Raw genomic sequence first — 20,406 nt, 5'->3', positions numbered from 1 at the left:
AACGATCTCGTGCGCTCGCGCGAGGTGCTGGACGAGGTGATCGAACGGGCCGGTGAACGGGCGGCGACCTAGGTGTTGACCCCGACCCGGCGGGCGAACGCACGCAGCGGCATCTTCCGGTCGTGGTCGAGCAGTTCGGACACGATATGACGCGGCAGGGTCTGGTATTTCAGCCAGTCCGCGCCGCCCACCCGTTCCGCGGTGAGCAAGGCGTCCAGCGCGCGCCGGTGCTGTCCGGTGCGCGTCAGCGCGACCGCCGTGTCGGCGAGGTGCCGGGCCCGCGACGCCTGCGGGAGGCTGCCGTTGACCGGCATGTTCTTGGCCGCGGCCAGTGCCTCGGGGTAGCGCTCGGAGGAGACGTTGACATCGACCGTCTGCATGACGACCTGTGAGGGGCCGAAATAGGTCTCGTAGTCCTGCCGGTCCACGCCGATCCGCATTGCGACTTCGCTCGCGGCCTCGACCAGGGACAACGCGTCCCGCACGTCCTGCGCCCGGCCCGCGGCGGTCGCGCCCTGCAACACCAGCGAGCCGTAGGCGGACAGGTGCGTCGGCGTGACGTCGCCGGAGGGCTCGAGGGTCGCGGCCGCGTTGAGCGCGACGCCGCGCGATTCGTCGTAGCGGCCCTGCACCAGCAACTGCCAGGCCACCGAACCGCGGATGGTGGCCAGCAGCAGGGGGTCGTTGCCGAGCTCGGCGGCGGTGAGCGCCTGCCGGATCGCCAGGAACGCCGGATCGGTCTGGCCGAGATGCACCAGCGTGCAACCGGTCACCCAGTACATCCGGGCCAGCAACTCGTTGGCAGGCGCGACCGAACCGTTGCGCGCGGCGTGCACGGTGGCGCGGAGCTGGGTCAACCCGGGCGGGAGGATCGAGGTCAGCAGTTCGTAGCGGCCCGACCAGTAGGCGCCCCAGGCGTAGTCGACCGCCCGACGGCCGTCGTCGAGGCTGACCGCCGCCTCCTCCTTGGTCTCGCCGAGCAGGTCGTCGACCGGTGTCAGGGCGCGGCGGATCGCCACGATGCCCGCGTCCGGATCGGTAGACGGCACACCTTGGCGCTTGCCGATCAGATCGGCGATGTCCACGTCCAGGGCGCGCGCTATCTTCTGCAAGCTGGCGATGGAGGCGGTCTGGCGGCCGCCCTGCTCGAGCTTGCGCACCAGATCCACGCTGACTCCCGCCTGGTCGGCGAGCTGACGCTGGGTGAGCGCCTTGCCGCGGAACTGGCGGATCCGAACTCCGATCGACGAATCGTCCATACCCAAGTCCTTTGTTAAATCTGGGTTTCAGAGTACGACGCTATGTTATCTGGGACTACCGAAGTGGGACATTGCGTACGACTCGTTCGCTGCTGGTTGGAATACCGTTGCCTTTCTGCAACTTTGACTGCAAAGGGCGGCGGCGATGAAAACCATGCCGAATACCACCGTGCAGGCCGGGCGCGCCGATCGCGCGCCGTGGCGTGGTCCACAGACCACCCGGCCGGTGCGCCATGTCAGCGTTCTTCCCGCGAATCCCCGCACAGGGATGCGCGACCAGCGCGGGTTGCTATGCCGAAAGTCCGCCGTTATGACCGAATTCGGCTTCTGTGATGCGGAGTAGGGCGATGTTCGAGAGCTGTCACACTCCGCATGAGGTCGCGCATCTGCTGCGGCATACCTACGGGCTGCCGGTCCAGCTTCTGGCCGGACGCCCGATCATCACCACCGGATCCATCATCGGGGCGATCGTCATGCCGCCGGAACTGGGCCGGAAAGTGCTGGCCCAGTTGGACCGCAACCACACCGCGCCCGTGATCGCCGACCCCGGCGAACGCACCTGGACCTTCCTCGTCACGCCCCCGAGCCCCGCTCGTCCGGTCGAAGTCCCGGTTCGCCGCTGCCTCGCCGGTCACGGTGTCACCGTGGTCCCCGGCGGTCGCATCATCCTGCTGCCCAGCTCCGACACGGCCCTCGGCTGGCATTGGGCGGGCGAACCGGCGCCGGGCGTCCTGCGCATGCCCCCGCGCGCCGCGGTGATCGATGCCGTGCACGAGGTCATCGGCTCGCGCACCTACTGACCACCTGGCGTGACCGGTCCGTATCCGACAGCCCCGGGTGCGGGCCGGTCGGGTAGAACCCGGCTGTCTACCAGGGGTAACTACTCATGCCCGCGCACCTCGCGGAAATCAGCATGAGAGTCATGACTACCTCCATCGATCCGGCGCTGCTCGCGCGGCTCTCCGGCGAGTTCACCACGTTGGGGACGCAGCTGGGCGTGCTCGGCCAGGATCTGCGTCTGCTGCACGAGCAGGTCGCCGCGGATACAGGCGGCGTTCAGGGGGATACCGGCCTATCCGATACGGCGGGTGGACTCGTTGCCGGAAAGGCTCGCGGGTCTACGGCTGACACGTCGGCTACGTCCGTGACCGGAGACGCTCGCGGGGGGACGGCCGGTACGCGGGGTGAGTCCGTTGCCGGGGGTGGGTTCGCGGGACCGGGGCGTGCTCCGTCCGGCGCAGTGCCATTCGGGACGCCGCCATGGCCGGGCCATTCGCCGACCACCGGTATGCCGGTTTCCCCTCCGCAACCCCACTACGCTCCGCGTTTCACCCCGCCGCCCGGTGGCGCGTGGGGTGCTGCTCCGTGGCCGCCGAACGCACACGGTCCGATGCCGCCTCGACCGCCTGTCCCACCGCGCGCGAAGGCACCGGTGCCGCACACCCCGTGGTGGCAGCGCGACGGGGTGATCAGCCGGATCCTCGCGCTGGCCGGTGTCGCGGTGACGCTGATCGGCGTCGCGATGTTGCTGGTATTGGCCGCGCAGGCGGGGTTCTTCGGGCCGGTGCCGAGGGTTGTCGCCGGGGCGGCTTTCTCGGCAGCGCTGGTGGGTACCGGCATGCGCGTCTTCGGGCGGTCGGGTGGGAGGGTCGGCGGTATCGCGCTGGCGGCCACCGGTATCGCGGGCGCTTACCTCGATGTCGTCGCGCTGACCGCCGTCTACCACTGGCTGCATCCGGTGCTCGGGCTCGCCGTCGCATTCGGTGTCGCCGCCGCGGGCGTCGGGCTGGCGATGCAGTGGCGTTCGCAGCCTCTCGCGGTGCTGGTGGTGCTCGCCGCGGCGGCGCTGTCTCCGGTTCTGACCACGCGGCTGGTCCTGCTCGCGTTCTTGATCGTGTTGCAACTGGCCTGCGTGCCGGTGCAATTGACGCGGAACTGGCCGTATCTGCACGTGACACGGACTTTGCCTGCTGTATTGGCGACGTTCGCGTTCGTCGCGGGGGCGATCCTCGGTACGCCCGCGGCCGAGGAGCGCACCTGGGTGCTCGTGGCCGCGGTGGCGGTCGCGCTGGTCGGGGTCGCCGGGACGCTCGTCGTCGTCCGGCATCGGGCCGCCGATGTCACTGCCTCGCTGACGATGGCGGCGGCGCTCGCGCCGATCCTGGTGGCTCCGGGGATGTTCGAGGAGCGGTTCGTCACGGTCTCGGTGGCCTCGATCGCCGCCGCAGTGCTTCTGCTCGTCGCGGCGGTGACCATGGTGCCGAAACTGAACGCCTACCTGCGGATTCCGGGACACACCGGGCTCGTGGCCGCCGTCGCGGGCTCGATCGCCTTGCTCGAGGCGTGCGTCGGTGCGACCGGGCCGCGAACGCTCCCCACGGCGCTGCTCCTGGTGGCGTTGACATTCCTGGGCGTAGCGGGCCAGCGGAGATCACGTCCGGCGGCGGGTCTCGGCACGGCGTTCGCGGTGCTCGGCGGCTTCGCACTGCTGAATGTCGCGAGCCCGGAAATCCTCGCCTCACAGCATCGTTCGGAAGCGGAGCTGGGCGTGGCGACCGTGCTCGGCGCGGTACTCGCCCTTGGCGTGGTCGCGGTGGCCCTGTGGTGCGCGCGGCGGGTGCCCGGCTCGGCCGCGGGCAACGAGTGGCAATGGATCACGGCCAGCGTCGCCGGGTTGTACGCCGTCACCGCGACCACGGTGTCCATCGGCGTCGCCACCCGGACCCCGAACGGCTTCCTCGTCGGCCACAGCGCCGCGACCATCCTCTGGATGGCAGCCGCGACCGCCGCCCTCCTGTTCGGTTTGCGCAGGCTCGCCACCGCACCCGCCGTGGCCAAACTCGCCTTGGGCTCAGGACTGTTGGTCACGGCGGCCGCGCTGGCCAAACTCTTCCTCTTCGACCTGGCCACCCTGGACGGCTTGGTCCGCGTCGCCGCCTTCCTGGTCGTCGGCATCCTGCTGCTCCTGGCCGGAACGCGCTACGCCCGCGCTTTCGCCGATGCGAAAACCGTCAACCCCGAGGAAACGACCGTCGACTGAGCCACCTCCGGTGCGCAGTCCTGCTTGCGGCGAATCGCAGTGATCAACGAACGCGCACGGTCTACACCGGATGCGAACCGTACATTCCGGACGTCAAGCCGGACTGATGGTACTACACAGCGCGTCCGTAAACACGGATCGGTAAGGCCGCTGCGTTCTTTCCGGGCGAACTACCCGGCCAGGTCGCGGCGGCGTTTCCATTGCGCCGCCTACACGCTCACTCGCGGTCGCGGCGGCGCAGGAGTTCGTTCACGCTCACCGTGCGGCCGTCGCCGCCGTGGTGGCGGCCCTCCTCGGGCCTGCCGACGTGGCGGCGGGAAGAGCGGAGTTCGGCCATCCAGCTCTCGATACTGCTGCGGTTGGTCGTGTCCGGCCCGTTGTACGGCTCCGCGGGCGCTTCGGGCTCGGGCTCGGGTGCGCGGTGAGCGGGACCGTCGAAAGCGCCAGGGACCTCGGGCGGCAGGTGCCGCGCCGCACGAGGGGCGCCGGGCTGCTGGGCGAGGTCGAGGGTCGGGTCTTGCGAGATGCCGGACAGCGGAAGGGGTTCCGGTGCGGCGGTCGGGCGCGGTGCGGGCGGCGTGACCGAGGACACGACGGGCCGCGGGCTGTGCTCGGGGAAAACAACCGACGGCACACCGGCGTGCGGCGCGTTCTGGTCCTGCGGCAGACCCGTGGGCGGAATCGGGCGGGGCGCTACGAGGCCTTGCGGGTTCGCGGGTGGCGACGGCGGCCGCTGCTCCGTCCGGTCCGGCGTCGAGCGCGGAGGGTTCGGCGCCTGCGAGATCCGCCGCGGGCGAATCGGCTCACCCTGCGGAGGGGTGGCATTTCGCGGCGGTTCCGGTCGCTGCCTGCTCGGATCGAGCGGCGGAGGCACGGGCGTCGCCTGCGGCGCGGGCGACGGCGGAACCCGGTCCAGCCGCCTGGTGGGCGCTTCGGCCTCGATCTCGGCGACCGTACGCGGCTTACGCCTGCGCGGCATCTTGTTGGCGTCGGCGACCGCGGGAATCTGCATGGTCACCGGGTCGGTGATCGGCGTGGTCTTGACCAGGTCGACGAGATCGTCACCGCCGACTCGCTCGTCGTCGAGGATCGGCTCACCGAGCCCGACCTTCTCCTGCACCTTCTTCATCCAGGCAGGCGCCCACCAGCAGTCGTCACCGAGGAGCTTCATGGTCGCCGGGACCAGCAGCATGCGCAGCACGGTCGCGTCGATGAACAGCGCGGCGATCATGCCGTAGGCGATGTACTGCATCATCACCAGGTCGGAGAAGGCGAACGCGCCGGTGACGACGAGCAGGATCAGCGCGGCGGCGGTGATGATCCGGCCGGTCTGCGCGGTGCCGATCCGGACGGCCTCGGTGGTGCTCGCGCCCTGGGCACGCGCCTCGACCATGCGCGACATCAGGAAGACTTCGTAGTCGGTCGACAGACCGTAGATGATCGCGATGATCAGCACCAGCACGGGCGACATGATCGGCTGCGGAGTGAAGTTCAGCAGGCCCGCGCCGTGGCCATCGATGAAGATCCAGGTGAGGATGCCGAGCGTGGACCCGAGACCGAGGGCGCTCATCAGCGCGGCCTTGATCGGCAGCACCAGCGACCCGAAGGTCAGGAACATCAGCAGCGTCGTCACGAACAGGACCAGAGCGATCATCAGGGGCATCCGGCCCAGTAGCGCTTCGATGCTGTCCTTCTGGATCGTCGGCTGGCCGCCGACGAGCAGGGTGACACCGTCGGGCAATTCCAGCGAGCGCAGGTACTCGATGGTCGGATCGGCGTCTTCCGAATTGGTCAACGTGACGGACGTGTTGTAAATGGTCTTGTCGTTGGGAGCTGTGCTCGGCGGATAAGCGAATTCGCCGGCCAGCCCGGGCGCTTTGCTCGCCTCCTTCACCACCTTGCCCACCTGGGGAGCGAGGCTGGGATCGTCGACGACGAAGACCAGTTCGATCGGATCCGACTTGCGCAGCGGGAAGATCGTGTCGAACTGCTTCTGCGCCAGCCGGGTCGAATTGTCCGGCGGCAGATACCGCTCGTTGATGCCGCCGAAGGTCAGGTTCTTGACCGGAATGATCAGCAGCAGCAAGACGATGCAGAGTGGAATCGCGATCTTGAGCGGATGCTTCATCACCCAGCGGGTCGACTGCCCCCAGAGGCCGCCCTCCACCTCGTCGGCGGTCTTCGTCTTGCGGAACCGCTTGAGGCCCAGCATGTCGACGCGCTTGCCGAGCACCGCCAGCATCGCGGGCAATACGGTGATCGAGGTCAGTGCCGCCAAGGTGACCGTCGCGATGGCGCCGTAGGCGACCGATTTCAGGAAGCCCTGGGGGAACAGCAGCATGCCGCCGAGGCTGGCGACGATCATCGTGGCGGAGAACACCACGGTGCGGCCGGCGGTCATCACCGATCTGCGGACAGCTGCCTTGGTGCTGTAACCCTCGGCGAGTTCTTCCCGGAATCGGCTCACGATGAACAGGCCGTAGTCGATGGCAAGCCCGAGGCCGATCATCGAGACGACCGGCGAGACGAACGAATTCACCTCGGTGAACTCGGTGATGAAGCGGACGATCCCCCAGGCGCCGACCACGGTGAGGCCACCGACGATCAGGGGCAGCGCGGCGGCGACGATTCCGCCGAAGATGAAGAAGAGCAGGAGGGCCACGGCCGGAATGGCGAGGATCTCCATGCGCTTCTGATCGTCGGCCATGGTGTCGTTCAACGTGCCCGCTACGGCCTGCAACCCGGTCACCTGGACGTCGACGCCGGGGATGAAGAAGACGTTCTTCACCTTGCGGTAGTTGCGCACCATATCGGTGTCGTTATCGCCCTTGATGGCGATGGAGGCGAAGGCATACTTCTTGTCCTTCGACCCGAAAACGCTGGTTTGAACCGGGATATTCGCGTCGTTCCGCCAGTAGATCCCGTTGATCTTGGTGATCTCGTCCGGATGCTCGCGGGGCAGAGCGGCGAGATTCGCGACGATCTTGCCGCTGAATTCCGGATCATCGATGGTTTTGCCCTCCGGCGCCGTGTACAACACGATTACGTCGGAGTTGTGATCGCGTGCGAAGGCCCCGTCTTTGATCCGCGCCGCGCGCGCCGACTCCGAGGTCGGATCATCCCACCCGCTGGAGCTGAGGTGGTCCTCCAACCCGAGGCCGTAGCCACCGAGAGCCAGAAGACCGGCCACTACTACGCCGATGACGGCGAAACGCAGCCGGTATACCAGATCGCCCCAGCGTGTGAACACTAAGCGACTCCTTGGGCGGGGCGAGAGGTGAGCAGTGCCGACAGCGGCCGGAACGGCTGCAGCCAGGCACCCTCGTCGGGCAGCGAGTCGAGGCTCACCCGGGGCAGCGGTTCACGGAACACGCCCGGAATGTCCTCGAGGTCGATGAATTCGAGAGTATCGGATGTGACGGCCCAACTCGCGTGCTCGCGGAAGCCGAGCACCTGGACCGGGACTCCCTTGGCGGCGAGTTCCTCCAGCGGCTCGCGGAAGGCTTGGCCGTCGGCCGAGGCGACCATGATGCCCGCCAGGCCCGCGCCGCGACTGCGTAGGGCGATGTGCGCCAGCATGTCGGCGTCGACGTCGGAGTCGTCGTCGATCTTGGGTTTGGCGAAGACCGCGTAGCCGACGTTGCGCAGCGCCTCCACCCAGGGGCGCACGACGTCGGCGGTGCCCGGCGCGATGTTGGTGAAGACGGTGGCCTCGGGTTCCACGCGGTGCACCGCGCCCACCGACAATTCGGCGGTCCTGGCCAGCAGCCAGCGGCCGAGCGCGTCGAACCGCGGGCGGTAGGCGGCGGTGGGGCGACCGCCGAGAATGGCGCCGAGGCCCATGTCGAGATTCGGGGCGTCCCAGACCAACAGGACGCGGCGCACGTCCGGCGTCGAGCCGCCCAGGCCTTCCGCTCCGTCCCCGTGCACCTCCCCGGCAACATCGACCACTTCGTGGGCCATTTCACTGACGCTCATCGGTCGATCTTCCCCCATATGAGCTCGGTGATGGCGCTACCGGCGCGATGTGCCTTGCCTTCGAATTTCGTGACGGGACGCTCGAAACCGATCGGCGCCGTGCCGCGATGCTCCTCGCTGACCCCGCCCGTGGCCTCGTTCAGGCCCTCGAACAGGGGTTCCGCCATGCCGACGGTGTGGATGTGCTCGGCGTAGTCGGCATGGTCGGTGGCGACGTGCAGCACGCCTCCCGGCTTCAGGCGGCTGGCGATCAACGCGACCGTCGCGGGTTGCAGCAGCCGTCGCTTGTGGTGGCGCGCCTTCGGCCACGGGTCGGGGAAGAACACTCGGACGCCGGTCAGCGACTCGGCAGCAATCATGTTCTCCAGCACGTCGACCGCGTCTCCGCGCAGCAGGCGGATGTTCTCGATCCCTTCGCGCTCGATGCGCTGCACCAGCTGCGCGAGGCCGGGCTGGTAGACCTCGATGCCGATCAGGTTCAGGTGCGGTTCGGCCTGCGCCATGGCGGCCGTCGCGGTGCCGGTGCCGCAGCCGATCTCGATGACCAGCGGTGCGTCGCGGCCGAACCAGGCGGCCGCGTCCAGTGGCTCGTCGGCGACCTCGCGGCCGATCGAGGGCCACATCCGGTCCCAGGATTGCTGCTGGGTCGCGGTCAGCGCGCCCCTGCGCGACCGGAAGCTGGTGACTCGTGGGTACAGGCGGGAGCCGGTCTTGTGCCTGGGCCCGCCCTCGGCCGGGGCCGAAGCTGTGGACGGCGGGCCCGGAACTGACTCGGCAGTATGGTTCGCGGCGTCGTTCACGGCGTCCATTGTCCAGCATCCCGCGATCGGTGCGGTAAGCGGTTGTGTGCGGACCGCTGAGCAGGAGGTCAGGCGGCGCGTGCGGGCGCGATTCTGGTCACCGTGGGCTGTTGCTGGCGCAGCGGCCTGCCCAGCGCGACCTTGGCCGCGGTCACCGCCATTTCCACCAGGCCGCGCACGCCCGATGGCGAGGCCGCGACCGACCAGACGGTGGTGTCGCCCACATCGCGCACCGGCTGTCCGGCCAACCGGTCGGCCAGCCAGTCCAGGCTGATCGGCGTGGACAGCGGCAGCAGCGAGAAGTGCTCACTGAGCCGGTCGCGGACGTAGGTCACCGCGGCGCCGCCACGGCGGTAGCGCGCTACCTGACCGTCGATACCGTCGATGTGGATGATCTGATCGTGGATGGGTTGCACCACCAGCAGTGGGCAGGCGGGTGTCGCGTTGCCGAGCCGCAGGTCGTCGAACATCGCCCGCAGCTGCGGGGTGTCGAGTACCTCGGCGAGCGGGCGGTCGAGGAAGTCGTCCACCTTCTTGTTGGCGAGCCCGAGGATCGCCCCGAACGGCGTCGCGTTCTCCGCGCGGACGACGAAGCGGTGGCCGTCGGGGCTCAGTTCGTCATCGATGAGTGAGCTCAACGCCGGATACAGCCTGCGCAGGGCGGCGATGACGATGGCTGGCAGGCCCGCGTAGGGGGTGCCGTTGAGCCGGTCGAAGACCTGGCCCGGGTCGCCGACCGGGGCGCCGAGCACCGCGCCGACGATGTCGAGTTCCGGAGCGTAGGTCGGCGCCATCTCGACCGTCCAGGAGCTGGCCATGCCGCCGCCGGAGTAGCCCCACACCGCGACACGGGTCCGCGGGCCGAGGCCGAGCGGGCCGAAGCGCAGGGCGGCGCGGATGCCGTCGAGCGCCCGGTAGCCGGGCTCCCGCGGGGCGCCGAAGTTCCCGTGCGGTCCCTCGTGGTCGGCGATGGTCACCGCCCAGCCGCGCCGCAGCGCGTTCGCGACCAGGAGCCATTCGAACTGGGTGACCGATCCGAGTGCCCGCGCGCCGTGGCGAAGGGCGTAGGAGGGGGAGCACTTCTCGGTGACGGCGTCCATCGCGGTCTGGAAGGCCAGCAGCGGGCGATCCTCGTCCGGTTCCGCGTCCAGCGGCAGCAGGACCGTGGTGATCGCCGCTTCCGCCGCCCCGTGCAGATCACAGCTGCGGTACAGTAGCTGCCAGGCCGAGACCTGTTGCGGGACAATTCCGAACAGTGCCACGTCGATCTTCCTGCTGCGCAGGATGGTGCCGGGCGCCTTGGCCGCGAACCCCTTCGGCGGTCGATGGAACGGGTCCAGGCTGGGCAGCAGGGGCTTGCGGTCCGCGGGACCGGCGGGCTCCGGGTCCACAGCGCCGATGACATTCGCGGTCATCGCAACCTCCTCATCGTCGAGGTCGGTTGCCGCATGCGAAAGGTGAAGCTGCGCACCGGTTATGGTGCCGACCACTTCTGCAGGGTAAGTGACCGGCGGGCGTCTGGGAACCCCGGAGTACACGGCGTTCCCGGCACTAGACTCCCCGGGCATGAGCAGACCGACAGTATTCATCACCGGCGCGGCGGCCGGTATCGGCCGGGCTACGGCCTTGCTTTTCGCTGCGCAGGGATACCAGGTCGGGGCTTACGATCTCGATGAAGTCGGGCTGACCAGGCTTTCCGGTGATATCACAGCCGCCGGTGGCGCCGCGCACACCGGGGTATTGGATGTGACGAACGCCACGCAGTGGGCGGAGCGGCTCGCGGAGTTCCACGCGGCGACGGGGCGGCTGGACATCCTGGTCAACAACGCGGGCATTCTGCGCGCCGGACCGTTCGAGGCGATCGAACTCGCAGCCCATCGGGCGATCATCGAGGTCAACCTGACCGGCGTGCTCACCGGAACGCACAGCGCGTTCCAGTACCTTCGCGACACCCCGGGCGCCCAGGTGGTCAACCTCTGCTCGGCGTCGGCGATCTACGGCCAAGCCGAACTCGCGAGCTACGGTGCCAGCAAGGCGGCGGTCAAGAGTTTCACCGAGGCGCTCGACCTCGAATGGGAGCGCCACGACATCCGGGTGCTCGCGATCTGGCCGATGTTCGTGGCCACGGCCATGGTGGACGGTGTGACGACCGGGACGACGAAGTCGCTGGGTGTGCGGCTGACCGCCGACGATGTCGCCGCAGGGATCTGGGAGGCCACCCGCAAGCGCGCCCGGCTGCCGAAGGTGCACTACGAGATCGGCGCGCAGGCCAAAGTGCTGGCGACGGTGGCGAAATACGCGCCGAACTGGGCGGTGCGGACCGCGAACAAGTACTTCAGTGGCAGCTGAGCGGTCGAGCCTGTCCCTCGACCGGACTTCTGACAGAATTGCGCACCGTAAAGGGGGTGTGCGGCATGTCGACAGCCACTGATTCCGATGGGCCGCTGCGGGAGCGCGGCGTTCCCACGTCCGCTCACGATCAGCTCGGCAAACTGCTCGCCGAGCTGCGCTTCGGCACGGGGCGCGATCCGCAGATCGGATACGCCGCGGCGGCCGCTGTCAGCGCTTGGCGCAAACCGCCGCGGATCCAGGTGGCCGGACGCGCGCACGCGGGGCGGACCACGGTGCTGCACGCGCTCGCGCTGATGTCGGCGGTGGAGACCGATCCGGTGGACCGGCCCGGGACGCCCGATCCGGAGCTCGACGCCGACATCGTCGTCTACGTGTTGTCGGCCGCACCGTCGCCCGCGGATCGCAGGGTGCTCGCCACGCTTCCGCCGCAGCGCACGATCGCGGTGCTGAACAAGGCCGACGCGATCGGCTCCCGCTGGAGCGATGCGGTGGCCGCGGCTCAGCAGTACGGCAGGGAACTGCGGATCCCGGTGGTTCCGGTGGTCGCGTCTCTGGCGACCCGCACCCGGGCGGGCGCGCTGACCGACGCCGATGTCGACCTGCTGCGCAAGCTCGCCACCGAAGCCAACCCTGCCCTGATCCTCGCGCCGGACCTGTTCGTCGCACCCGGGCCGGACGCCGCCGAGCGCGAGCAGTTGCTGCTGCGCTGGGACCTGTACGGCGTGGCCTGCGCGTGCGCCGCCCTGCGCCACGATCCGGACCTCGCTCCGCAGCAGCTGTCGCAGATCCTGCACGCGGCCAGCGGCATCGACGCGCTCCACCAGTTGCTGCACCGCCGCTACGAGCAGGTGTCCGCGCTGCGCGGCGGCGAACTGCTCGACGAGCTGGCCCGACTCGCCGCGCGCGCGGTCCCGGAGGAGGGCGGCCGCGCGCGCGACCTGCTGGAGTCCTATCTCTACAGCGACGACGCCCTCTGGCTCGGGCTCTGCGCGGGCTTGGCCGGGCCCGACGTGGCCCACCTGGCCGCGGGATACGCGACGCCTGCGCCCTCCGACGCCGACGACGCGCTGGCCCGCGCGAGCCGCTGGCGCGCCGTCGTCACCAGCGATATGCCCCCGCCCGCCCGCCGTGCCGCGTTGCGTGTGCACAACGGCTACGTCCGACTATGGGAACGGATGAGCAGTGCCGGTCTCTGAGCCTCCGGAGCCGGTGCGTACGTTGTCCGACGCGGATCCGGCGTCTCAGGTGGGGGCCGATCGAGACCCGATCGGCGCGCCGATCGTCCGCGCGGGCACGACGGGCCGGGGCGGCGTCGACCTGCCCGCCGACGGCGACACCGAGCACCCCGTCCGCTCGCTCACGCCCGAGCTCGCGGCCGTGGTGGAGCGTTGGAATCCGCAGGGTATGGCGCTGCTGCGCGCGATGGACGGGCCCGGTGCCGCGGGGGCCGTCACGGTGATCGGTCCGGCCGACGTCAACACGACGTTGTTGCGGACCGAACTCGCGCGGTTCGAACCCCGTGTCACGCTCTCGGAGCCGCGCGCCGACGCGGGCGCGGAGACCGCCGCACCCGCCGGGGCGGTCCCTCCCGCGGTGGCGTTGATTTTGCTCGACGCCGGCTCCATCATCGGCGCGGACGTGCTGGAGGCGATCGCCCGGCTGCGCGCGGACGGCACCCGTCTGCTGCTCGCCATGAACGGCATCCACGCCTATCAGGACTGGCGCGCGGTGCGGGAGCGGAACCTGGAATTGCTCGCCGCGCAGGGCTCCGCCGAGCTGGATATCGTGCCGGTCTCCGCCCGGCTCGCGGCCGCCGCCCGCACCGCGGGCGACACCGGACTGCTCGATCGGTCCGGTCTGGGCGCGCTGCACGCGCAACTCACCGCGGCGGCCGCCGCCGGGGGTGACCGGCGGGGCACGGTCACCGCACGGGTCTTGGCCGACACCCGTCAGCGGGTGGCCGAGCAGGTGGCGGCGTTGCGCTCCGGGGCCGAACCGGCGCGGCTGCGGGAGGAACGTGCCATCCTCCTGGCCGGTCGTGACGGTGGACGCGCCACCGCCATGTCGACCTTGCGCGGGCAGCTGCACTTGGCCCGGGTGGATCTGATGACCGAGATCGGTGCGAGCATCCGGGCGCTGCACACCGCGGTGCGCGCCGAACTGGATCGGCTGCGTCCCGCGGAACTCGCCGATTACCCCGCGCGGTTGCAGCAGGCCGTCACCGAGATGACCGGCGCGCTCGACCACGTCATCGACCTGCGACTGGCCGAACTGAGCGCCCGGATCGAGCGCGCGAACGACGCGCCGACGCGCAGGCGCGACCCGGCCCCTCGGGTCGGCCCGGATCCCGAGCCCCGCCATAAAGGTGTCGAAGATCACCTTATGGTCGCGCTCGGCGCGTCGGCCGGTGTCGGCCTAGGTCGCCTGCTGGTTGCTCCGTTCTCGCTGGTACCGGCCCTGGACGTGGCGAGTGTGCCGGTCACGCTGCTGCTCGGGGGCGGCGCTGCGGCATGGGTGGTCCGTGCCCGCAGGCAGCTGGCCGATCGAGCGCACATCCGGCAATGGATCGCCGACGCGTTGGTCAACGTAAAAGCCCAGCTCGAGCAGCGGGTGGCGACCGCGCTCGTGGAAGCGGAAGCCGTTTTGGCAGATCACGTGGTCCGAGCAAGCACCGCGCGAATGATCGAGACGGATCGCCGGGTGGCCCGGTTGGAGACCGACTTGCGCCGAATGGCGGCCGAACAGCCGGGACAGCTCGCCGCGTGCGAGCGCGATGTCGGGATCCTCGATCGATGGATCTCACCTGTTGAAACGAACGACCGATTGGGTACACAGTGAGGAACCCGATACCGTACCGGCCGTCACATCGCGTTAACCTCTATTCAGGAACTTGGGCGTCCGCTAAGTCCTGATCTGCCGCCCTCCTGGGTGCGCGTTCGACCGGTCGGAGCGGGCGCCTTCCCGCCAACGGTGGCGCTCGGTGCATTCGCGCTGGTCATGGGCCTAGGGCCAGGCGGCGAAGCAGCGAGTAGCCGCCCATCTCAGGAGAGTTTTCATGACGTCAGCGACCATTCCTGGTCTTCGTGGATCCGACGGCAAGGCGCCGACCGAGCACAGCGAACTACTCGCCTGGGTACAAGAAGTCGCCGAACTCACCCAGCCGGATCGTGTGGTCTGGGCGGACGGCTCCGACGAAGAATGGGAGCGGCTGACCGAGCAGCTCGTGGCAGCGGGGACGTTCAAGCGGCTGGACGAGAAGAAGAAGCCGAACTCCTTCCTCGCCCTCTCCGATCCCTCCGACGTGGCCCGGGTGGAGTCCCGCACGTTCATCTGTTCGAAGTCCGAAGCCGACGCGGGCCCCACCAACAACTGGGTCGACCCCGCCGCGATGCGCGCCACGATGACCGAGCTGTACCGCGGCTCGATGAAGGGCCGCACCATGTACGTGGTGCCGTTCTGCATGGGTCCGCTTGGCGCGGATGACCCGAAGCTCGGCGTCGAGATCACCGACTCCGAGTACGTCGTGGTGTCGATGCGCGTGATGACCCGCATGGGTGCCGCCGCCCTGGAGAAGTTGGGCGCCGACCGTCCGTTCGTGAAGGCGCTGCACTCCGTGGGCGCGCCGCTGGCCGATGGCCAGGCCGACGTGCCGTGGCCGTGCAACGACACCAAGTACATCACCCACTTCCCCGAGGACCGGGAGATCTGGAGCTACGGCTCCGGCTACGGCGGCAACGCGCTGCTCGGCAAGAAGTGCTACTCGCTGCGGATCGCCTCGGCGATGGCCCACGACGAGGGCTGGCTGGCCGAGCACATGCTGATCCTCAAGCTGATCTCCCCGGAGAACAAGGCGTACTACATCGCCGCCGCGTTCCCGAGCGCCTGTGGCAAGACCAACCTCGCGATGATCCAGCCGACCGTGCCGGGCTGGCGCGCGGAGACCCTGGGCGACGACATCGCCTGGATGCGCTTCGGCAAGGACGGCCGCCTCTACGCGGTGAACCCCGAGTACGGCTTCTTCGGCGTCGCGCCGGGCACCAACCGCAGCTCGAACCCGAACGCCATGGCCACCATGGAGGCAGGCAACACGGTCTACACCAACGTCGCGCAGACCGACAACGGCGACGTGTGGTGGGAGGGCCTGGAAGGCGAACCCGATCACCTGATCGACTGGAAGGGCAACGACTGGTACCTGCGGGAGACCGAGACGCTGGCGGCCCACCCGAACTCGCGCTACTGCACGCCGATGGCGCAGTGCCCGATCCTGGCGCCCGAGTGGGACGACCCCCAAGGCGTGCCGATCTCCGCGATCCTGTTCGGTGGCCGCCGCAAGACCACCGTTCCGCTGGTCACCGAGTCCTTCGACTGGCAGCACGGTGTGTTCATGGGCGCGACGCTGTCCTCCGAGCAGACCGCGGCCGCCGAGGGCAAGGTGGGCACCGTCCGTCGCGACCCGATGGCCATGCTGCCGTTCCTGGGCTACCACGTCGGCGACTACCTGGGCCACTGGATCAACCTCGGCAAGAACGCCGACGCCGCCAAGCTGCCGAAGATCTTCTACGTCAACTGGTTCCGTCGCGGCGACGACGGCCGATTCCTGTGGCCCGGCTTCGGCGAGAACTCCCGCGTGCTGGAGTGGATCGTCGGCCGCATCGAAGGTTCCGCCGAGGCCGAGGCGACCGCGATCGGTAACGTGCCGACCGCCACGCAGCTCGACCTGGACGGGCTGGACGTCGATCCCAAGGACGTCGACGAGGCGCTCGCGGTGAACGCCGAGGAGTGGCGCAAGGAGATCCCGCTGATCGAAGAGTGGTTCGAGTTCGTCGGTGACAAGCTGCCTTCCGGCGTGCGCGACGAGTTCGAGGCGCTCAAGGAGCGTCTGGGCTGACACTCCACCCAAAGTAGCACCTCGCCCGCACCATCTGTCGGATGGTGCGGGCGATTTGTTCTGCGCGCCAAACGTTTTGCCGCCTGGATGGCGGATCGTTCCGAGCAGCGGCGCTATTCGGGGAACGGTGACATCCGGATCATGGCCAGGAAGCCGGCGCGGTTGAGCCAGCGGATCCGGCCGGTCGGCATCGCCTTCGCCTCCGCTCGGAACGCCGCGACGACGTGCCGCTTGAACTCCAGCCGCGGATGACGTCGCAACAGTTCGGCGACCCAGACCCGGTCCAGCTCGGCCAGCCGTGTTCCGAGCAGGTCCACCGAGGCTCCCGCGGAGACGAAGCCGCCGGGGTCACTGAGATCATCGGCAACGCCGGGTGTGATGTGGGTGGCGATGGCCGCGCCGATCGCGTCGGCCCGTTCCGGCGTGGCGCCCGCGTCGAGTGCGAGGGCGGCGGCCCGCTCTCCGCCTGCTACCGCGAAACACCTTCCGGGCGTGGGATGTTCGAGCTTCAGATCGTGCAGCAGGCAGGAGACGTAGACGAGTTCGTCGTCATAGGCGGCGCCGTCGAGGTCGGCCAGGACCCGTCCGAAGTAGTAGGTCCGCAGCGAATGGTTCAGTACGTGCGGAGAAAGCGCTTCACGCGCCTCGGTCTCCGCCGCGACGGCGAGCTTCGAATCCGGCAGCCGCAGCCCGGCGAACTCCAGTTTCCCGCGTCCCCGCCGCCCCAGCGCGAGCCGGACCCGGTTGGGCGCCACCGCGGGCAGCGTGCGGGCGGTCGCGACGGCCAACCCGCGGCGTTGCTGCGTCGACAACGTGCCCCCGGTGCGGGTGGCCCATGCCCAATCGAGGCCCGTCGGTCCGGCCACTTCGCCCTCCTTCTCCTCGGTACTCGGTGTGCACTCGAGTCAAGTGTGCGACGAGATCCGCGACGAGTGGCGGAAATGACAGTGATACTCGGATTCGTGCCAAACTGGGAGTGATGAAGCGAGTGGTGGCCCTCGCCCTGGACGGCGTGATGGCCTTCGATCTGGCCTGCGCCGTTCAAGCGTTCCGGCACGGGCCGGGGAAGACCGGCGAGCCGTCCGGGTTCGAGATGCGCACCTGTGGGGTGCGGCCCGGGCCGGTGTGGACGCCCAATGGCTTCGAGCTGCGGGTGGAGCACGGGCTGGAGGCGCTGGAGGAGGCGGATGTCGTCGTCGTGCCGGGGATCGGGATTCCGACGCTTCCGACCCCGCCGGAGGCGCTGATCGCCTTGCGGAGCGCGGCGGCGCGGGGGGCGACGATGGTGAGCGTTTGCGTCGGGGCTTTCGTCCTCGCCGAGGCCGGATTATTGGACGGACGACCGGCGACCACGCATTGGGCCTACTGCGGCGAGTTCGCCGAGCTGTATCCGGCGGTGAAACTGGACCCGACGGCGCTGTATGTGGATGACGGTGACGTGCTGACCTCCGCCGGGCTGTCGGCGGGTTTCGACCTGTGCCTGCACCTCGTCCGCCGCGAGCTGGGCGCGCATGCGGCGGCGGAGCTGGCCAGGTGGAATGTGACCGCCCCGCATCGAGAGGGCGGGCAGGCGCAGTACGTTCCGGATCGGCCGGGCGCGGCCGCCCGCGATGGCGGCCTCGCCGCCACCCTGGCCTGGGCGGTCGCCGAACCTGCTGCGGCGGTGGATGTCTCGGCGCTGGCCGCGCACGCGTTGATGAGCGAACGTACCTTCATCCGGCGCTTCAAGGCGGAAGTAGGACCACGCCGCGGCGGTGGCTGGATGCCCAGCGCACCGCGCGTGCCCGCGAACTTCTGGAAACTACGCGTTTGCCAGTAGAAGTCGTCGCGGCCAAGGCCGGTTTCGGCAGCGTCACCGCACTGCGCGTGCATCTGCGAGCGGCGACGGGCGCCACACCCGCTGCGTATCGCCGATCGCTGGGCCGGTGAAGGCGGCTGGACAGTTGTCCACCAGGACGAATTTCCTTGTGGAGCAAGTCTTTCGATGGCGCTGACGGAGGTGTGGCGCGGGTGGCCGCACAAGAGAGTGCCGCTGGAGAGCGAGAATTCGCGAATTTTCCACGGCTGAACGGGTTTAACCCCGAGTAGATCGGGGTAATGATCTTGTTGAGAGATTTCGTGTACTCGTGATTTATGCTTGGCGTGTTCTACCTTCCCCATCACACAGTCGGATTACCAACGGTTAACTGATCGACTGGACTACTTCCCTACCGACATCGGACCCGCGATGCCCGCGGCGTACGGCGAGATCGACGCGAGAGGTGGTTGGAGCATGGCCGATCTGGAGACGGCGACGTCCCTCGCCCCCATGGTTGCCGAATTCGAGTCGGCGACCGCGAGCACTCCGCTGCGCCGGGCCGCGGGGCGGCTGCTGGCGGTGCTGCCGCCCGGGTGGAGCGTCGAAGTCGTCGACGCGCCACCCGGGCGTTACGGCAACCGCGCGCCGCTGCTGCGGGTGGTCATGCCGCCCGACTGATCACCCGGTCCAGCCGAGTGGCATGAGCAGCGATTTCTGCTCGCAGAACGCATCGAGACCCTCCGGGCCGTTCTCGCGTCCTAGCCCGGAGGACTTGTAGCCGCCGAACGGCGAAGTCGGGTCGAAGGCGTACCAGTTGATCGCGTAGGTGCCGGTGCGCACCCGCGCCGCGATCTCGGCTCCGTGCTCGATGTCGGTCGTCCACACCGAGCCCGCGAGGCCGTAGACCGAGTCGTTGGCGATGGCGACAGCCTCGTCCTCGGTCTCGTACGGGATGACCGACAGCACCGGCCCGAAGATCTCCTCCTGGGCGATGGTCGACTTGTTGTCCACGTCGGCGAAGATCGTCGGCTCGACGAACCAGCCCCGGTCCAGCCCCTCCGGACGGCCGCCGCCGAGCACGAGTCGCGCGCCCTCGGTCTTGCCCTCGGCGATGTAGCCCTCGACCCGGTCGCGCTGGCGCTCGGAGATCAGCGGGCCGAGCAGCACGCTCGGGTCGTTCGGGTCGCCCACCTTCATCGTCTTCACATGGTCGACCAGCGCGTCGAGGATCTCGTCGTACCGGCTGCGCGGGGCGAGGATGCGGGTCTGCGCGACACAGCCCTGACCGCTGTTCATCAGGCCGGAGAACGCGAGCACCGGGATATTGGCCGCGAGGTCCATGTCGGGCAATAGGATCGCCGCCGACTTGCCGCCGAGTTCGAGCGAGACGCTCTTGAGCTGACCGGTGGCGATGGCCCCGATCTTCCGGCCGACGGCGGTGCTTCCGGTGAAGGTCACCTTGTCCACGCCGGGATGCGAGACGAGGTACTCGGCCGCGTCGGGCTCGGCGGGCAGCACCGACAGCACGCCTTCGGGCAACCCGGCCTCGGTGAAGATGTCGGCGACCATGTTGGCCGTGAGCGGCGTCAACGGGGCGGGCTTCAGCACCACGGTGCAACCGGCCAGCAGGGCCGGGGCGAGCTTGTTGACCGCGAGGAACAGCGGGACGTTCCACGCGGTGACCGCCGCGACGACACCGCGCGGCTCGCGGGTGACCCGCGTGGTGCCGAACCCGCCGACCCGGGTCTCCCGCCAAGGGAAGGACTCGGCCAGGGCGGCGTAGGCGTCCAGCGCGGCGACCGCGGGGATCTGGTTCAGCGTCATAGCCATCATCTGCGGCACGCCGACCTCGGCGGTCAGCGCGGCGAGCAGGTCCGCGGAGCGCTGCTCGATCAGCCGGGCCGCGCGGGTGAGCACCTCGGCGCGCTCCTTCGGCGGTGTCGCGGGCCACGGGCCGTGGTCGAAAGCGTGCCTGGCCGCGGCGACCGCGGCGTCGACGTCGGCCCGGCTCACCGCCGGGACGCTGCCCACCGGCTCGACCGTGGCCGGCGAGATGACCTGGATGCGCTCGGCGGTGGCTGGCGCGGTCCAGCGGCCGCCGATGAACAAGCTGTCGTAATGCATGAGAACACGTTACAGTTTTGCTCTGCCCTTGTCTGTAACCTGTTCCAGTTTTGCGCCACGGCAGCGCTCTGGCCAGTGTGAATCCCGACCTCTCGGTTCGCTTTTCGTAGAACGCACTATTGCGTTCTGTTGCTGGACGGGGGATGCTGTATCGACATATCAGCTCG

Annotated in this window: 14 protein-coding genes and 1 pseudogene; 8 read left to right on the top strand and 7 right to left on the bottom strand. The window is 69.2% G+C overall.

The annotated features are described in order from the left end of the window. Positions 1–68: 68 nt before the first annotated feature. Complete coding sequence (locus tag ABZ420_RS32545) at positions 69–1,259, bottom strand: helix-turn-helix domain-containing protein (RefSeq protein ID WP_357131019.1); 1,191 nt, start codon at positions 1,257–1,259, stop codon at positions 69–71. Between the two features lie 347 nt (positions 1,260–1,606). Here ABZ420_RS32545 and ABZ420_RS32540 point away from each other — a divergent pair, with 347 nt between their 5' ends. Beyond that, complete coding sequence (locus ABZ420_RS32540) at positions 1,607–2,059, top strand: hypothetical protein (RefSeq protein ID WP_357131016.1); 453 nt, start codon at positions 1,607–1,609, stop codon at positions 2,057–2,059. 632 nt (positions 2,060–2,691) lie between these two features. Beyond that, positions 2,692–4,299, top strand: a complete 1,608-nt coding sequence (locus ABZ420_RS32535; protein ID WP_357131013.1) for a DUF2339 domain-containing protein — start codon at positions 2,692–2,694, stop codon at positions 4,297–4,299. Positions 4,300–4,516: 217 nt separating this feature from the next. On the opposite strand, the gene ABZ420_RS32530 is transcribed toward ABZ420_RS32535, so the two are convergent. Genes ABZ420_RS32530 through ABZ420_RS32515 form a run of 4 tightly spaced genes read right to left on the bottom strand, consistent with a single transcriptional unit; the run spans position 4,517 to position 10,492 of the window. Continuing rightward, positions 4,517–7,549: an MMPL family transporter gene (locus ABZ420_RS32530; protein WP_357131010.1), complete on the bottom strand. Its 3,033-nt coding sequence runs from the start codon at positions 7,547–7,549 to the stop codon at positions 4,517–4,519. Next, complete coding sequence (locus ABZ420_RS32525; RefSeq protein WP_357131007.1) at positions 7,549–8,277, bottom strand: NYN domain-containing protein; 729 nt, start codon at positions 8,275–8,277, stop codon at positions 7,549–7,551. The genes ABZ420_RS32530 and ABZ420_RS32525 overlap by 1 nt, the downstream gene beginning before the upstream one ends. Continuing rightward, positions 8,274–9,086, bottom strand: a complete 813-nt coding sequence (gene trmB / locus ABZ420_RS32520) for a tRNA (guanosine(46)-N7)-methyltransferase TrmB (RefSeq protein ID WP_357131004.1) — start codon at positions 9,084–9,086, stop codon at positions 8,274–8,276. Before trmB ends, ABZ420_RS32525 begins: the two co-directional genes overlap by 4 nt. Before the next feature lie 59 nt (positions 9,087–9,145). Further along, entirely contained in the window at positions 9,146–10,492 is a 1,347-nt protein-coding gene (locus ABZ420_RS32515; RefSeq protein WP_357131001.1) for a lipase family protein, read from the bottom strand. Positions 10,493–10,643: 151 nt separating this feature from the next. On the opposite strand from ABZ420_RS32515, the gene ABZ420_RS32510 reads away from it, so the two are divergent. The 4 genes from ABZ420_RS32510 to ABZ420_RS32495 all read left to right on the top strand — a co-directional run bounded on the left by ABZ420_RS32510 (position 10,644) and on the right by ABZ420_RS32495 (position 16,317). Continuing rightward, positions 10,644–11,426, top strand: a complete 783-nt coding sequence (locus ABZ420_RS32510; protein WP_357130998.1) for an SDR family oxidoreductase — start codon at positions 10,644–10,646, stop codon at positions 11,424–11,426. 65 nt (positions 11,427–11,491) lie between these two features. Further along, entirely contained in the window at positions 11,492–12,625 is a 1,134-nt protein-coding gene (locus ABZ420_RS32505; RefSeq protein ID WP_357130995.1) for a hypothetical protein, read from the top strand. Further along, positions 12,612–14,267 (top strand): hypothetical protein, encoded by a 1,656-nt coding sequence (locus ABZ420_RS32500; protein ID WP_357130992.1) that lies wholly within the window; start codon positions 12,612–12,614, stop codon positions 14,265–14,267. The genes ABZ420_RS32505 and ABZ420_RS32500 overlap by 14 nt, the downstream gene beginning before the upstream one ends. Before the next feature lie 217 nt (positions 14,268–14,484). Next, positions 14,485–16,317 carry a phosphoenolpyruvate carboxykinase (GTP) gene (locus ABZ420_RS32495; RefSeq protein ID WP_357130989.1) on the top strand — a complete coding sequence of 611 codons (1,833 nt, stop codon included), beginning with the start codon at positions 14,485–14,487 and terminating at the stop codon, positions 16,315–16,317. Between the two features lie 113 nt (positions 16,318–16,430). On the opposite strand, the gene ABZ420_RS32490 is transcribed toward ABZ420_RS32495, so the two are convergent. After that, complete coding sequence (locus ABZ420_RS32490) at positions 16,431–17,183, bottom strand: phosphohydrolase (protein WP_357130986.1); 753 nt, start codon at positions 17,181–17,183, stop codon at positions 16,431–16,433. 104 nt (positions 17,184–17,287) lie between these two features. Between ABZ420_RS32490 and ABZ420_RS32485 the strand changes: the two are divergent. Both ABZ420_RS32485 and ABZ420_RS32480 read left to right on the top strand, forming a co-directional pair. After that, a pseudogene (locus tag ABZ420_RS32485) lies at positions 17,288–18,246 on the top strand (helix-turn-helix domain-containing protein). Positions 18,247–18,589: 343 nt separating this feature from the next. Next, the gene (locus ABZ420_RS32480; RefSeq protein ID WP_157172932.1) at positions 18,590–18,793 is read left to right on the top strand and encodes a hypothetical protein; all 204 of its coding nucleotides are present in this window, start codon (positions 18,590–18,592) and stop codon (positions 18,791–18,793) included. On the opposite strand, the gene ABZ420_RS32475 is transcribed toward ABZ420_RS32480, so the two are convergent. Further along, positions 18,794–20,239: an aldehyde dehydrogenase gene (locus ABZ420_RS32475; protein ID WP_357130983.1), complete on the bottom strand. Its 1,446-nt coding sequence runs from the start codon at positions 20,237–20,239 to the stop codon at positions 18,794–18,796. Between the last annotated feature and the right edge of the window lie 167 nt (positions 20,240–20,406).

This window comes from Nocardia sp. NPDC005745 (assembly GCF_040630775.1).
GTDB lineage: Bacteria > Actinomycetota > Actinomycetes > Mycobacteriales > Mycobacteriaceae > Nocardia.
The sequence above is the reverse complement of the archived record's forward strand: the minus strand, read 5'-3'. Positions and strand labels throughout refer to the sequence as shown.

Excerpts from the sequence above, each read along its gene's own strand:
- ABZ420_RS32505 (WP_357130995.1), top strand. The coding sequence starts at position 11,492 with ATGTCGACAGCCACTGATTCCGATGGGCCGCTGCGGGAGCGCGGCGTT.
- ABZ420_RS32480 (WP_157172932.1), top strand. The coding sequence starts at position 18,590 with ATGGCCGATCTGGAGACGGCGACGTCCCTCGCCCCCATGGTTGCCGAA.
- ABZ420_RS32545 (WP_357131019.1), bottom strand. The coding sequence starts at position 1,259 with ATGGACGATTCGTCGATCGGAGTTCGGATCCGCCAGTTCCGCGGCAAG.
- ABZ420_RS32540 (WP_357131016.1), top strand. The coding sequence starts at position 1,607 with ATGTTCGAGAGCTGTCACACTCCGCATGAGGTCGCGCATCTGCTGCGG.
- trmB (WP_357131004.1), bottom strand. The coding sequence starts at position 9,086 with ATGGACGCCGTGAACGACGCCGCGAACCATACTGCCGAGTCAGTTCCG.
- ABZ420_RS32475 (WP_357130983.1), bottom strand. The coding sequence starts at position 20,239 with ATGCATTACGACAGCTTGTTCATCGGCGGCCGCTGGACCGCGCCAGCC.
- ABZ420_RS32525 (WP_357131007.1), bottom strand. The coding sequence starts at position 8,277 with ATGAGCGTCAGTGAAATGGCCCACGAAGTGGTCGATGTTGCCGGGGAG.
- ABZ420_RS32495 (WP_357130989.1), top strand. The coding sequence starts at position 14,485 with ATGACGTCAGCGACCATTCCTGGTCTTCGTGGATCCGACGGCAAGGCG.
- ABZ420_RS32515 (WP_357131001.1), bottom strand. The coding sequence starts at position 10,492 with ATGACCGCGAATGTCATCGGCGCTGTGGACCCGGAGCCCGCCGGTCCC.
- ABZ420_RS32510 (WP_357130998.1), top strand. The coding sequence starts at position 10,644 with ATGAGCAGACCGACAGTATTCATCACCGGCGCGGCGGCCGGTATCGGC.